The sequence below is a fragment of the Saliphagus sp. LR7 genome, assembly GCF_003344565.1.
GTDB classification, from domain to species: Archaea; Halobacteriota; Halobacteria; order Halobacteriales; family Natrialbaceae; genus Saliphagus; species Saliphagus infecundisoli.
The window spans coordinates 1-12,995 of record NZ_QPND01000044.1; the positions used below are offsets into that span (position 1 = coordinate 1).

14 protein-coding genes and 1 pseudogene are annotated in these 12,995 nt (G+C 55.7%); 5 read left to right on the plus strand and 10 right to left on the minus strand.

Features of this window, described 5'->3' with window-relative positions; translation table 11 throughout:
• Both DVH23_RS22550 and DVH23_RS24005 read right to left on the minus strand, forming a co-directional pair.
• A partial coding sequence (locus DVH23_RS22550) for a helix-turn-helix domain-containing protein (RefSeq protein ID WP_198668071.1) occupies positions 1–478 on the minus strand: 478 nt, incomplete at its 3' end.
• A 112-nt stretch (positions 479–590) separates the two neighbouring features.
• Positions 591–821 (minus strand): hypothetical protein, encoded by a 231-nt coding sequence (locus tag DVH23_RS24005; RefSeq protein ID WP_157972586.1) that lies wholly within the window; start codon positions 819–821, stop codon positions 591–593.
• Here DVH23_RS24005 and DVH23_RS22555 point away from each other — a divergent pair.
• Both DVH23_RS22555 and DVH23_RS22560 read left to right on the plus strand, forming a co-directional pair.
• Positions 805–1,470 (plus strand): hypothetical protein, encoded by a 666-nt coding sequence (locus tag DVH23_RS22555; protein ID WP_157972587.1) that lies wholly within the window; start codon positions 805–807, stop codon positions 1,468–1,470. The genes DVH23_RS24005 and DVH23_RS22555 overlap by 17 nt on opposite strands.
• A 251-nt stretch (positions 1,471–1,721) precedes the next feature.
• Positions 1,722–1,811, plus strand: a pseudogene (locus DVH23_RS22560) (IS1595 family transposase); the annotation flags it as partial.
• Positions 1,812–2,201: 390 nt separating this feature from the next.
• Here DVH23_RS22560 and DVH23_RS22565 read toward each other — a convergent pair.
• The 3 genes from DVH23_RS22565 to DVH23_RS22575 form a co-directional block, all read right to left on the minus strand.
• Positions 2,202–2,888 (minus strand): CPBP family intramembrane glutamic endopeptidase, encoded by a 687-nt coding sequence (locus DVH23_RS22565; protein ID WP_198668073.1) that lies wholly within the window; start codon positions 2,886–2,888, stop codon positions 2,202–2,204.
• 114 nt (positions 2,889–3,002) lie between these two features.
• Positions 3,003–3,455, minus strand: coding sequence for a disulfide bond formation protein B (locus DVH23_RS22570; RefSeq protein WP_114579597.1), 453 nt, complete (start codon positions 3,453–3,455; stop codon positions 3,003–3,005).
• Positions 3,445–4,164 carry a DsbA family protein gene (locus tag DVH23_RS22575; RefSeq protein ID WP_114579598.1) on the minus strand — a complete coding sequence of 240 codons (720 nt, stop codon included), beginning with the start codon at positions 4,162–4,164 and terminating at the stop codon, positions 3,445–3,447. Before DVH23_RS22575 ends, DVH23_RS22570 begins: the two co-directional genes overlap by 11 nt.
• A 176-nt stretch (positions 4,165–4,340) precedes the next feature.
• Between DVH23_RS22575 and DVH23_RS22580 the strand changes: the two genes are divergently transcribed.
• The 3 genes from DVH23_RS22580 to DVH23_RS22595 all read left to right on the plus strand — a co-directional run bounded on the left by DVH23_RS22580 (position 4,341) and on the right by DVH23_RS22595 (position 6,406).
• A complete protein-coding gene (locus tag DVH23_RS22580) occupies positions 4,341–5,303 on the plus strand; it encodes a transcription initiation factor IIB family protein (RefSeq protein WP_114579608.1) in 963 nt (320 codons plus the stop codon).
• 450 nt (positions 5,304–5,753) lie between these two features.
• Positions 5,754–6,131, plus strand: coding sequence for a helix-turn-helix domain-containing protein (locus tag DVH23_RS22590; protein ID WP_114579600.1), 378 nt, complete (start codon positions 5,754–5,756; stop codon positions 6,129–6,131).
• Positions 6,128–6,406, plus strand: coding sequence for a hypothetical protein (locus DVH23_RS22595; RefSeq protein ID WP_114579601.1), 279 nt, complete (start codon positions 6,128–6,130; stop codon positions 6,404–6,406). The genes DVH23_RS22590 and DVH23_RS22595 overlap by 4 nt, the downstream gene beginning before the upstream one ends.
• A gap of 11 nt (positions 6,407–6,417) precedes the next feature.
• On the opposite strand, the gene DVH23_RS22600 is transcribed toward DVH23_RS22595, so the two are convergent.
• The 5 genes from DVH23_RS22600 to DVH23_RS22625 all read right to left on the minus strand — a co-directional run bounded on the left by DVH23_RS22600 (position 6,418) and on the right by DVH23_RS22625 (position 12,719).
• Positions 6,418–6,807, minus strand: coding sequence for an STAS/SEC14 domain-containing protein (locus DVH23_RS22600; RefSeq protein WP_114579602.1), 390 nt, complete (start codon positions 6,805–6,807; stop codon positions 6,418–6,420).
• A gap of 25 nt (positions 6,808–6,832) precedes the next feature.
• Complete coding sequence (locus DVH23_RS22605; RefSeq protein ID WP_114579603.1) at positions 6,833–7,768, minus strand: cation diffusion facilitator family transporter; 936 nt, start codon at positions 7,766–7,768, stop codon at positions 6,833–6,835.
• Between the two features lie 450 nt (positions 7,769–8,218).
• A complete protein-coding gene (locus DVH23_RS22615) occupies positions 8,219–10,912 on the minus strand; it encodes a heavy metal translocating P-type ATPase (RefSeq protein WP_114579605.1) in 2,694 nt (897 codons plus the stop codon).
• Between the two features lie 109 nt (positions 10,913–11,021).
• The gene (locus DVH23_RS22620; protein ID WP_232833905.1) at positions 11,022–11,327 is read right to left on the minus strand and encodes a plastocyanin/azurin family copper-binding protein; all 306 of its coding nucleotides are present in this window, start codon (positions 11,325–11,327) and stop codon (positions 11,022–11,024) included.
• A gap of 141 nt (positions 11,328–11,468) precedes the next feature.
• On the minus strand, positions 11,469–12,719 hold the full coding sequence (locus tag DVH23_RS22625) for a ZIP family metal transporter (RefSeq protein ID WP_114579607.1): 1,251 nt from the start codon (positions 12,717–12,719) through the stop codon (positions 11,469–11,471).
• Between the last annotated feature and the right edge of the window lie 276 nt (positions 12,720–12,995).

Sequence of the window (12,995 nt, forward strand, 5' to 3'; positions counted from 1 at the left end):
GTGGCTTGGCGTAGTGCATTCCTGAGGCGCGAAGTTTCCGAGCGAGATGCGTCGGGTGATAGCTGACGCCGTAGCGGTCTTCGATGAGTGTGTGAATTTCCCGTGGCGTCCACGGTTGGCCGTCTTCAAGGAGCCCACAGAACTCGTTCCACTGTGCTGGGGTAAGCTTCGGCGGCCGGCCGCCGCCGAAGCGTGGGCGAAGTCCGTTGACACCACCGTTGTTCCACGCGCGTGCCCAGCGACTACTCGTCGGTTGGGAGACGCCGACGGCTTCACCAGCTTGTTGCTGCGTTCGTCCGTCGTAGAGACTCTTCACGAAGCATAATCGTCGGACGAGACACGTCTCGTCCGCCTTCTGGGCCGCATCAATCGCCTGATCCAACTCTCCGTCCGACAGATGCTCAACGAGCTCGAACCGACGTGCTCCGTTCATTACGAAGAATACGCCATCTGCGTATTCATCCGTTGCGCTGATCACTCAAGCGCACTGAACGGATCTCCCCAACGACGGCGCTCTACGCCGCCTTTGCCGGTCTCGCCGTCGTCACGACCGGAGCAATGGTGTTCGATGGCCTCGCACCTGACGCGTCCTACAGCGCCAGTACGATGCCGATCCCCCGTTCGTGGTACCCGCCGATGGCCTTGTTAACCGGCGTCGGAATCGCGATTGTCAGTTTCGTCGTCGGGTGGCTCAAGTGGCCAGGCCGACCGCGGTACACGTCCCTCGGAATCTTGATCGGACTTTGGGTCGCGTACCCGGCGTTGATTCCCGGCCCTGCCAGCACGACGAACCCGTTGGGGTACGTGATCGTGCTCGCCACGCCCGTACTCCTAGGATACATCATCTGGAAAGATGCGCAGGATGGGATCCGTGTCGCGTTGCACGACACGACGGCCCGTCGGTTTGGAATCGGCGTCGGATTCCTCCTCGCCGTGTACTTCTCGGCACTGAGCGGCTATCTGACGTTCTTCCCGAGTGAGGGATCACCTCACCACACGATCGTGGCAATCGAAACCGTCCAGTACCAGCTCGTTCGGTGGCCGACCCTCGAGGTATTCCTCCCACAGATCCCGTTCTTCGTCGCCGCATCAATCGGATCAGTCGTACTCGTCGGTAGCCTGAGTACACTCGTCGGGCTCAACGCCGCACTGATCGCCTACCAGTGGCGATCCGAGGACGTTGCGATCGCCGGAACCACCGAGGGGACGGCCGGAACGAGTGCCATCGTCGGCTCCTGTGCGTGTGGGTGCTGCGGACCGATCGTTGCTCAAATTGTCGTACTTGTTGCTGGGCCGTCGATCGCGGCGCCGCTCTACTGGGTGTTCGTCGACACAAAGTCTCCGTTCACGATGCTTTTCCTGGTGGCGAGCATCGGGCTCTTCACAGGTGGGCTAGTCTACGCGACGAAGCAAGCAAGCGGTTTCGGAGCCCCTGTAACCAGTTCACCAGCCGCAGTCAATGACGGATGACGTGTTCGGTTAGCCCTCGGCCAAGTTGAGGAAGCCGGGTTGGTATCACTCGATGGCGTCGGAATGGTAGTTTCAGAAGTCGGTCTCGCTATGTCTGCCTGGCGATCATTCGGGTTCCAAGGCAGCTATCCAATCAGAATGTCCAGAGCGGTCCAAGTCGCTCGTCAAGGTCGATGATTGGCTTCCGATGATTTCAGTGACGTAGCCGTAGTAGACTTCGATCTTACATATAAACGATGTACCGGTGCGTCAAGTGCTTTGCCAGAGCGCTCGATGCGCCTCCCTTCGATCTCGTTGGACCGGTCGAAATTAATGAAGTATACGTCTCTGCCGGGAAGCAAGTTGCGTGCGTGACTCCTGACCCCACTCGCGTGGACTGTCTGGTGGGTGAGAGTCGGACGATGGCGACAAGGATCGTTTGGCGTTTTCAGCCACCAATGAGACACGCTCGACGGACCGACTGTCCACACTGAAGTCTCAACCTTTGTAGAGGCAGTGCCGTTCACATACTCAATGAAAACCTCAAGTCCTCTTGTTTACACTCAACAACCTCAAGAAACTCACCCCAACACTATGAATCGGTCTCCTATCCCGTATGTTCAATAGAGCAGGGTGGCGGAGACCCAATTCAGGGGACAGCGCGTGGATTTTTCGGCCGGGATAAATATCGCAGGCGAACCTCAATGCTGCTATCGGGAGTCAAATAGTGAGGAGAAAAGATTAGCAAAGTGTTATATTCCTCCCGTTGCCGTCAGGTATGCGCTCGCAAACTGTACCGCATTGTACGCACCGTGAATCACGGCCGGAACAGTGAGGTTGTCGGTGTACTCGTATGTTGCGCCCAGTACCAGAGCGAGAACGAATGCGATACCGACGTACACCAGCTTCCCTTCACCGGACAGCGAAAAGAGATGGATCGACGCGAAGAGGGCACTCGCAAGAACGATTGCACGGGCCGGATGCATCGTTTCTCGGAGCGTACCCTGAACCAGTCCGCGGTATAATAGTTCCTCTCCGGGGCCGACTAGCAGAAACGAGAGAGGAACGAGCAGTAGAAATACCACTGGATTCTGCTGACCAATCGTCACGATCTGATTTTGTGCCGACTCAAGTCCGAGCAAAGAGATGATCGTCGAAGCGATTACGAGCAGGCCTAGGAGCGTAATTATTCCGGCGATGGTCACGATCACATCACGCCTGTCCGGAATCGTAAGCGGGACGAAGTCGAAGCCGAGATCGCGGACTTTGAGATAGAGGACAGCGACCCCTCCGAATGTCACCCCTTGCAATAGGATTGTACTCAACACGAGACGCAACGATGGGCGAGCTGTGACATCGATTCCGAATACGGCCAGAAGTGTGGCAGCGACAGTAATGACGACCGATCCGATAATTGTGGAGCCGTACGTGAGCCCCATCGCAGCCACAACTGAGCGAACAGGTGAAGTTGATTCTGTCATTTGAAGGAACGGATAACAGAGCGGTCTGTACAAGCTATACACGGAGTTTCGATCGTCCGTCGTGTTAGTGAGTTATTGCTGGGTTCTGTCATTGATTGTGATGTTCGTCTCGTTCCGTCTCATAGCCATCCTCGACCAGCTGAGCCCTGTGGCTGTGACGAGAATGAATGCGAGAAGTGAGAGGTTCGGAATCGTCAGTCCAAATATCGGTTCCTGCCATTGGACAGCGCCACACGATCCACCGAAAGAACAGGTGGTTGTCGTCGCCTGCAGTACCGAATGATAAGCTGCGGTCACTCCACCGAGGACTGAAAGCGGGATAACAGTCCGCCAGACTGCAGGACGGGCTTCGATCGTTGCGACACTGAGGACGACGACTAGCGGGTACATTAGAATTCGTTGGTACCAACAGAGGTCGCACGGTACCAGTCCGAGACCGAAGCTGAACCAGAGACTCCCAGCCGTCGCAATTCCGGCGACGAGGGTTGCACTGCCCAATACGAGCCGGATTCGGTCATGACCCATCTGCGAGTTGTTCGATGAGAGTACGGATTCGTTGTTCGTCACTCAACGGGTTGACCGTTTCGCCATCGATTATGAGGGCAGGGGTTCCCGAAACGTCGGCGTCGGCTGCTACCTGACTCGTCTGCCAAATCGGTGATTCGTAGGCCTGCTCCTGAATCTTCGTTCGGAACTGTCCCGTCTCCGTTACTCCGGCCTCCTCAGCGAATGAAACAAGTTTGTCAGTGGTGGCCCACGTCTCACTCTCTGGTGGTTGATTGGCGAAGACGTATTCGTGGTATGGCCAGTAGGTTTCAGGATCCACATTCCAGGCTGCGAGTCCAGCTTGAGCAGCACGAGGGGCATCAGGGCCGAGGAATGGTTTCCCGTCAATATAGGCTAACGAGCGGAATTGTAAGCTGATGTCACCGGGCTCAACGTAGTCTGTGACGATATTGCCGAGGAAACCCATGCTGAAATCCGCACAGTACGGACATTTCCAGTTTCCATAGTAGGTCACAGTTGGTTGGTCGGCTGATCCTGTCATCGCGTACGTGGCTGACGTGGGGTCGTCTGGGACCGGCGCGTTTGCTACTGGACCATCTACATCCGTATTTGGCGACTCATTGTTCTCGCCACCGAGACATCCACTGAGTGCAACTACTCCACTCGTCGCGAGGAACCGCCGTCGTGTTAGCAGTCCATAGTTCGAATTCGTTGACTTTTGAGCCATATGTCGGTTAGTGGGGAGATCTCAAATTACGATGTGGCTTGTTGAGGCGATGGTGACAAAAGTATAGGTCGGATTCCCATCGAATGGGATTCCCCCATCTATTCATTGGGGAGCCATCCCACGGCATTGTTAAGAAGACTCACGATTTGCTGGAAGGTCACCTATATACGAAATTTATGACACATAAAAAACAAACCCACGAACGGTCGTCAGATAGTCGTGAGCAGGACTCGGAGTCTGTTGAGGGTGAAACGTGTCCCGAGTGTCAAGGCCAAATCACCCAGGATGGTGACCGGGGTGAAGCGGCTTGTGAGAGCTGTGGATTGGTTTTCGAGGAGAGCCGGGTTGACCACGGTCCTGAATGGCGCGCGTTCATGTTGGACGAACGTGATGAAAAGAGCCGGGTTGGTGCCCCGACAATGCAGCTGATGCACGACAAGGGACTGAGTACGACGATTGGCTGGCAGGACAGGGACGCCTACGGACAGGCGGTTTCCGGTCGCCAACGCGCTCAGTTGCAGCGCCTTCGAACGTGGGATATGCGGTTCCGGACGAAAGATGCCCACGAGCGGAATCTCAGGGAAGCGCTCGGTGAAATTAGCCGTATGGCGTCTGCTCTCGGGCTTCCGGAATTGATTCGGGAAACCGTTGGTGTTCTGTACAGGCGTGCTGTAGAGGAGAATCTACTGCCTGGGCGCTCAATTGAGGGAATGTCGACGGCTTCGTTGTATGTGGCTGACCGAGAGCACGGAATGCCGCGGTCGTTGACGGAATTTGCCGACGTGAGCCGTGTCGGAAAAACCCGAATCCAACGAGCATACCGATATCTTTCCCGTGAACTGGGGTTAGAAATCGAGCCGGAAAATCCGACTCAATATCTTTTACAATTCGCGTCATCACTTGACGTGACCGACGAAGCAGAACGGCGCTCACGGGAACTTCTTGAGGTGGCAACAGATAATGACGTCCACAGTGGGAAGAGTCCGGCAGAATTGGCGGGCGCCGGTCTATATGTTGCAACCCGTCTCACGAGCGAGCAGCTCACCCAAGAGACGGTAAGTGAGGTCGATCATGTCAGCCAAGTAACGATCCGGAACCGATATCGGGAGCTTCTCGAGGTGTACGCGGAGCATGATTGACCGAGCGACCTGTTCGGACAACGTATAGTTACTGATACGCCCATGATCCAATTTCTACTATGAGCGAGTTCTCACTCCAGACCGACATCGACATATTGGAAACGCTTGCTGATCGGTCGCCTTGCCACGTGATGGAGGTCGCTAAAGCCGTCGATAGACATCCGATTACTGTCGATCAAACATGTGCCCGCCTCTATAATGACGAGTGTATCCGTCCGCTTGGTCGAGGCCTCTACGAAATCACTGAAGAGGGAGAACAACGACTTGAAACTGAGCACCAGTCATAATACCCCGCTATAAGTGTCACTATGTCGAATTTTATCTCGCGACTCTTTCGACAACTCTTCCACTATAAGCTGGGTGTTGTAATCTGTCTTGGATTCGTACCGTTGGCAGAATTCCCGAACGACGATCGGACATCATATCCCGACGAACACGTATAATCGAATAATGGGAGACAGTTCAGTGTCGTCCGAGGATACACCGACGTTACAGGATGTCCTCGATGCGCTGGACGATCCCGAGTGCCGGGCCATTCTCCGCGAAACCGTTGAACCCATGACTGCAAACGAACTCATCGATGCCTGTGACATCCCCAAGTCGACGTTGTATCGCAAATTAGAACTGCTCAGTTCCGGTTCTCTCGTGCGAGAGCAGGATACGATCAACCCAGGTGGCGGACGAGTCACCCACTACGAACGATCGTTCGATGACGTGACGATCTCCATGGACGACACAGGCGAGTTTTCGGTGAGTGTCGAACGTTCACCGCAGTCTACCGATGAACGGCTTGCAGACATCTGGTCGATGATGGGGGACGAGGTATGAACGGAGTAATAACCGCGATTGCGGTGGTTAAGTTCGTAATCCTACTTCTTGGAGGTGGGATCACCTACATCGCGTTCAAAGCCTATCAGCGGACTGGTGAGGATTCGCTCCGTGTTCTGGGTATCGGATTCGGTGTCATCACGCTCGGCGCTCTATTGACAGGCGTGGCCAACCAGTTCTTTTCCGTCTCACTAGCACGCGGTGTGCTCATTAACAGTGTGTTCGTCGCACTTGGCCTTGCAGTCATTATGTACTCTCTACGTATTCAGAGATAACTCGGGTTTCGTCAGTCCATATTTACTTCCTGAAGCCACCGAAGTGCGGTTGACTGTTCTTCTATCTCGAAATAGCGCATTTGGTCGGGTGCGACTGGCCAGACGGGACGGATTATTTTCCACCACTCAAAGAGCAATTTCGCCCAGACCGAATCGCCGACTGCGGCGTAGCGGCTGATCGCGAACTGCGATCCGTAGCGTAGGTCGGGAATGATACCGTACAGGTGAGACAGAAACGTCGAAAACGTCCAGTCCGGGACCACTTCTAGAACACGGACTGCGCCATATTCGTCTGTTTTCTGGACGAGCAGTGAGTACAGTTCGTCATATCCCTGTCGGGTCCCCCGGCCGACTCGGATCGCGACGAGGTCTCCCTCAGTTACATCGAGAATCTCGAACATCTGAGAGCTTGTGATGGAGTTTTGCTTAGTGGTCGTGGCTTGTACGGTCGTCGGTCCCCATATCAATCTCCCTGCCACCTACGAGTTCGACGGTCGCGTGATCTATTCCACAGTCTGAAAGAAGCTGGTGGACTCGAGACCGGATCATCTGTTGTTGGTCTAGGGAGGTTGGCTCATATTGGAGCCGCACCGTCGCTACCGTCAGTTGACTACATACTTGCCAGACGTGCAGGTCGTTGACCCCCTCAACACCATCGATAGTCGTCAATTCATTTCGAAGTCCATCCGGTGAGATAGGGCTTCGCTCCAGGAGAATCGACGTGCTCCCGTGGAGCACCTTCCCTGCCGAAACGAGTATTAAGACACCAATGAGGACGGCAGCTACCGGGTCGGCGATGGGTAAATCGAACATGACGACGGCTAGTGTCGATATGATCACCGCGACTGACCCACCGGCATCGCCGAGGAGATGGTAGAATGCCCCGCGTTCGTTGAGGCTCATCTCCCCTCCTTGGACAATATAGACAGACCCCAAATTGACAAGCAAGCCGCCGACAGCGATGATCAATGTCATTATGGGGTCAATCGCGACTGGGTCCAAGAATCGTTGATAGGACTCCCACAGAATATATCCGACCATGGGAACGAGTAGTATACCGTTGAGAAACGCAGCAACTGGCTCCAATCGATGAAGACCGTACGACCACTCATCACCGCCTTCGAACCGTTCTGCGGTATAGCTCGCTCCAAACGCCATCGCGTACGCGAGCATGTCGAACAGCATGTGGAGCGCATCACTGATGAGGGCGACCGAACCGAAGAGAATTCCACCAGCCAGTTCGACAAGAAAACCAAGGAAATTGATAACTGCGACGAGTGCAAGCCGACGCGTACTACCACCTGTTTCAGATGCTGCTTCGTGTTCTGCCGTATCCTCCTGCGGATGCTCGTGCAGAGTCATAATTCACGTCAAAGGTAGAGTGATTGTGAATATGAGGTCTCTGGATGTTCTTGGGTAGATACCTGGGACGTATCTCCTTTCGTTGACGTCGAATCCTGCGCCGGAAACTCAACAGTAGCCGAGGCTTCAGACTCGCCATGGTGCCTGTCAGCTGTAGTTTCGGGCGGATCTGATTCTTCGGAGAGGGACGTGTCCTGACGGGAGGATCCGACGGGATCCAACGGACGAATCCAGATGACCCAAACACTGGATAGAGTCGTACCGTAGCCGACGATCCACACGAGATCAACTACGACAGAGAGGGCCGCTTCTTCGAGAGCATATATCAGTAAGCCTGAACCGATAAATCCAACAAGAATACACAATTGACGCAACGAGAGCCTAAACAGATTTCCCCGCTGATCAGCCTCGGTATGGGTATCGATGCTTTGCTTGTTCACTGCCCTCATATTATTCCTCTAAAGCGGTGGTTTCGGTGTCTGTCTCCGGCGTAATTCGAGAGAGTCGCATGGCGTTCCCGGTGACGGCTGTCGTCATTCCGGCGTCGCCAGCGAGGACGGCGAGCCAGATGGGGACGTATCCGAACGGTACTGCGACTGCGAGACCGGCTTTGACAGCGAGACTCGACCAGATGTTCTGCCGGATGACGCCGTTCGCATCATTTGCGAGTTCGTAGAGATAGGGGAGCTTCGCAAGGTCATCGCCCATTAAGGCGATGTCGGCGGTCTCCAACGCGGTGTCGGTCCCAGCAGCTCCCATCGCCACGCCGACTGTGGCGGTGGCGAGTGCCGGTGCGTCGTTGATGCCGTCACCGACCATCGCAACGCCGTCGTACTCGTCGACGAGATCCTCTATTGCCGTCACCTTCTCTTCAGGGAGCAATTCGGCCTGGTACTCGTCGACGCCAACCTGTTCGGCGATCGCACGGGCAGTCCGTTCGTTGTCGCCCGTCAGCATCACCGCCCGGGAGACGCCGAGTTGCTTGAGTCGCGCCACTGTTCGGTTCGCTTCCGGGCGGATTTCGTCGGCGACCGCAATGATGCCTTCAAGCTCGTCTTCAGTGCCAACGAGGACAACGGTCTTCCCTTCCGCCTGGAGTTCAGGGACGGTCTCTTCGAGAAGGTCGAGACAGTTGTTCCGGTCACACATCTTCCGGGCTGTCTGTGTAACAACACCCCCATCGGTCGTCGCGTGAACGTGCGAGAGGTCAAAATCTAACTCCTCGAACAGCCCCGGCTTGCCAGCGAAATGGGGAGTCCCATCGAGGTCGGCACGCACGCCCTTCCCAGTGATGCTCTCGAAATCGTCGATCTCGCGTTCGGCGACCCCTACGCTGCCGGCTTCAGCAACGATTGCCTCGCCGATGGGATGTTCACTCCGCTGTTCGAGCCCGCATGCACACCGGAGGACGTCTTCCTCTGAATTCCCGTTCAATGGAACGACGTCAGTGACGGTGAGTTCACCTTTCGTGAGCGTCCCCGTTTTGTCAAAGGCGACGACATCGACCGCGCCCATTGCCTCGAGGTAGTTGCCGCCCTTGATCAGGACGCCATTCTTCGCAGCACTCGTGATCCCCGACACCACGGAGACGGGTGTCGAGATGACGAACGCACACGGACAGGCCAGAACCAGTAACGTCAGCCCGTAGACGACGGCCGTAGGCCAGGTCGTGCCGAGGACGTATGGGCTTGCTACCGTCGTCAGGATAGCAAAGGCGACGACGACTGGCGTGTAGTACGTCGAGAAGCGTTCGACGAACTGCTCACGCTCGGTCTTGTTCGACTGGGCGTCTTCAACCATCTCCACGATACGCGAGAGCGTGTTATCGCCAGCTTCGGAGGTAACCTCCACCTCGAGATATCCCTCTTCGTTGATCGTGCCGGCGTACACCTCGTCTCCTGACGTCTTGTCGACGGGCACGCTTTCGCCCGTGATGGGCGCCTGATTGACGGCGCTTTCACCGTCGACGACGGTCCCGTCCATTGGGATTTTCTCCCCCGGCTTTACGACGACGATGTCTCCGACAATAACCTCGGTGACGGGAACCGTTTTCGTGCTATCGTCCCGCTTGACAGTTGCCTCATCCGGTGAGAGGTCCATCAGCTCTCGGAGCGAGTTTCGGGCGCGATCCATCGAGTACCGCTCCAGCAGTTCGGCGACGCTGAACAAGAACGCGAGGGTGGCGGCCTCGAAGTAGAGCGCCTCACCAAAGGCGAGGCTCGCAAGGAGTGCCCCGAGGATAGCCACCGACATCAAGAAATCGATATCGAGGTTCAGATTCCGTGCCGAGTAGTAGCCGTTGCGAAGGATTTCTTGACCACCAGAGGCGACAGCAACGAGGAACAGTGCATCGGCAACAAACAGATCCGTACCGAGAAGACTTGCAAGCTGTATATTCTGCCCGGTCAGGAAGAACTCGAAGAGCAATCCGAGGGCGACGATTCCACCACTAATCCACGTCTTGAGAGCTCGCGGGCTCGTCCAGATACTCTCGCGCTCCTCAGTCGCTTCCTGACGTACTGAGTCGTCACTCGAAGTACCTGTAACCTCGTACCCGGCACTCTCGATAGCACCGATGATATCGGCTTCTCCAACTCTCGAAGAATCGCACGTGACGATGACGGTTCCGGTCGTTGGCTGGGTTTCGTATGTTGTGACTCCACCGGTCCTGCCGAGAGCATTTTCGATTTTGCCCGCGCACGAAGGGCAATCCATTTCTGGGACCGTGAATTCCAAGGTTACCTCGTCAGTGTTCTCCACGGTGTACCCAGCCTTTTCAACCCGATCAGCTATCGCGGTGGCGCTCGTTTGCTTGCCGTCATAAGAGACTGTCAGCGTCCCCGTCGTTACTTGTGGGTCGACACTGCGGATTCCGTCCAGTTTTTCGACGCTGTTTTCGACCTTTCCTGCACAGGATGGGCAGTCCATTTCCGGGACCGAGAACTGTGCAACGTCCTCTTGGTCTACTGATGGGGAAGCGCCACCGACACTCTGTCTTGCGTGTTGAGTGTGTTGAGTGTGTTCATGATCATCATGGCCGTGATCATGCGTGCGCTTTTGCTCGTGAGATCTATCTCCGTGATCATGGGTGTGATCCGGTGGTTCACCACCTGTGTTGTGGGAATCTTCGTCAGGTGAGGTCATTACTCGTCACTAGCCACTGCACGTTTATTAAATCGACTGCTATAACACCCCTATAGAGAAGCAATAATTAATAAAATATTCGGCCTAAGTTATTAACAATGCCATCAGCTCATTCCACTCGAATTGTCCCGACCATCCCGGAGCCCTCATGTGGAATACAAAAGTATCCGTACGTTCCAGGGTGGTCGAATGTGTGTTCGTAGGTCTCGCCCGGAGCGATGAGTCCCTCCTTGACCCGGCTTCTTGCAGCACGCTCTGACTCGAAGCCACCACTTGCGAAGTACGCGGCCCCCTCTGGAATCTCGTCTTCATACGCTGTGACCGTGTGCTCAATGTCGCTTTCGTTCGTCCACGTTACAGTCTCTCCAGAATCGATCATAACGGTCTGTGGCTCGAACGTGTGGTTGTCGGGCATCGTGATTGCCTGGCTTGACGATGACTGTCCATTCAAACACCCGACAGTGCTGAAAGTCGTCAGGGTGACAGCGCTAAGTCGCAACACCGCCCGCCGATTGTAAAATTTTATTGACATTATAATAGAATTGGGCGGGATCTATTAGAGCGCCACGAAGAGGTCGGTCACGTACATAACGCTGAGACCGAGCAGGAAAGCAAGCAGATTCGTAGCGCTGGCCACGCGACCGCCTGCATCCCGAACCATTCGTGCAATCTCCCAGTTAACCTGTAGGATTGCACCAACCCCGATTGCGAGGAAGAAGGCGCCGATCGTTGGCGAGTACGCGAGACTACCGATCCAGCCACCGAGGATGACTGGTGCGCCGGCGATGACGCCGAGCGCAGCGAAGTGTTTGAATGATGGGCGTTTTCCGCGGGCGACCGGCGCAACAACAGCTGGGCCTTCCGTCACGTTGTGGAGCATAAACCCGATCACGAGGAACGCGCCGAGCGACACACGCCCGAGTGCAAACGAACTCCCGATCGCCAGCCCCTCCGCGAGGTTGTGCAGGCCGATCCCTACCGCGACCAGATATGCAATCCAGAGACCACTACTCGCCCGACTATCACCAGCGTCGACACGCCCCTCACGCCACGCGCTGATCGCCTGGACGAGTAATAGCGCACCGAAGATCCCGAAGACGACCAAGAGGTTGCCCTCGAACGCGCCTGGCACCCGCTCGGCGAGTTCGAACGCCTCGAACCCGGCGTCGAACGCCAAAAAGCCCAGTACGCCGGCCGCAAATAAGAGAACGGCGTGCAGCCAGCGATCACTCATCGTCTTGATATAGGGGAACCAGAGCATCCCTAGTGCGACCGGGATCACCCCGACGAACAGCCCGATGACAGCAAGCGTTCCGAGCAGATTGAGGCTAAATCCGGGTGCTTGGCTCGGAGCGACGATCGTATTATGGAACGTCGCTCCGTCAGAGAGTACGAGAGCGACTTCGAGATCCCACCCCGGATTCCAGTGATACGGGATCTCGACCTGTGCGCTTTCCATCGGGGCGAGCGTTTGGTCACCACCGGCTCCTTTGACCTGGAAATTCCAGTATGCTTCGTCCACGAGAACCTGTGATATCGTCACGGATTCGGGACCGTTATTCGTCACGTGCAGTACAACCGTTCCGTCGCTCGGAAGCGTCGTATGCGTGACCGTTACGTCGGGAAGCGGTTCACCGCTCTGAACACCGGCGAGCGGTGACGTGAATACGAACACGCCCAAGACGAGTACGAGCAATACGATCGGGAGTAACGCGCTGACCCATCGCGGAAGTCCGAGAGGTTGTGTGATCTCCTTTTCGGCTTGTACACCACTGTCAGTCGCCGAATTTTGTGTCTTATCCGCCATGTTAGATCACCTCGAAGAAGCTCATCCAGCCGAGTTCGGCGAACTCCGACTGGTGAGCGTGAAACATGTACAGTCCCGGATCGTGGTCAGAGTAGTCGATCTTGCTTCGTTGCGGCGCAAAGTAATGGCGGTCTCACCCCTGTTTCCGACTGGTTTCCGTTAGATTTGTGGGGAAATGGACGCCGTCTTGCGATATGAGGTCGAAACGATCGACTATACGACAGTATAAGAATCTTGCCAAACAATACGTTGACAATCCGGACGAACCCGCTGCGC

Coding starts and splice junctions, on each gene's coding strand:
- DVH23_RS22615 (WP_114579605.1), bottom strand. CDS start 10,912: ATGACCTCACCTGACGAAGATTCCCACAACACAGGTGGTGAACCACCG.
- DVH23_RS22575 (WP_114579598.1), bottom strand. CDS start 4,164: ATGGCTCAAAAGTCAACGAATTCGAACTATGGACTGCTAACACGACGG.
- DVH23_RS22580 (WP_114579608.1), top strand. CDS start 4,341: ATGACACATAAAAAACAAACCCACGAACGGTCGTCAGATAGTCGTGAG.
- DVH23_RS22565 (WP_198668073.1), bottom strand. CDS start 2,888: ATGGGGCTCACGTACGGCTCCACAATTATCGGATCGGTCGTCATTACT.
- DVH23_RS22600 (WP_114579602.1), bottom strand. CDS start 6,807: ATGTTCGAGATTCTCGATGTAACTGAGGGAGACCTCGTCGCGATCCGA.
- DVH23_RS22590 (WP_114579600.1), top strand. CDS start 5,754: ATGGGAGACAGTTCAGTGTCGTCCGAGGATACACCGACGTTACAGGAT.
- DVH23_RS22625 (WP_114579607.1), bottom strand. CDS start 12,719: ATGGCGGATAAGACACAAAATTCGGCGACTGACAGTGGTGTACAAGCC.
- DVH23_RS22595 (WP_114579601.1), top strand. CDS start 6,128: ATGAACGGAGTAATAACCGCGATTGCGGTGGTTAAGTTCGTAATCCTA.
- DVH23_RS22605 (WP_114579603.1), bottom strand. CDS start 7,768: ATGACTCTGCACGAGCATCCGCAGGAGGATACGGCAGAACACGAAGCA.
- DVH23_RS22570 (WP_114579597.1), bottom strand. CDS start 3,455: ATGGGTCATGACCGAATCCGGCTCGTATTGGGCAGTGCAACCCTCGTC.
- DVH23_RS22620 (WP_232833905.1), bottom strand. CDS start 11,327: ATGCCCGACAACCACACGTTCGAGCCACAGACCGTTATGATCGATTCT.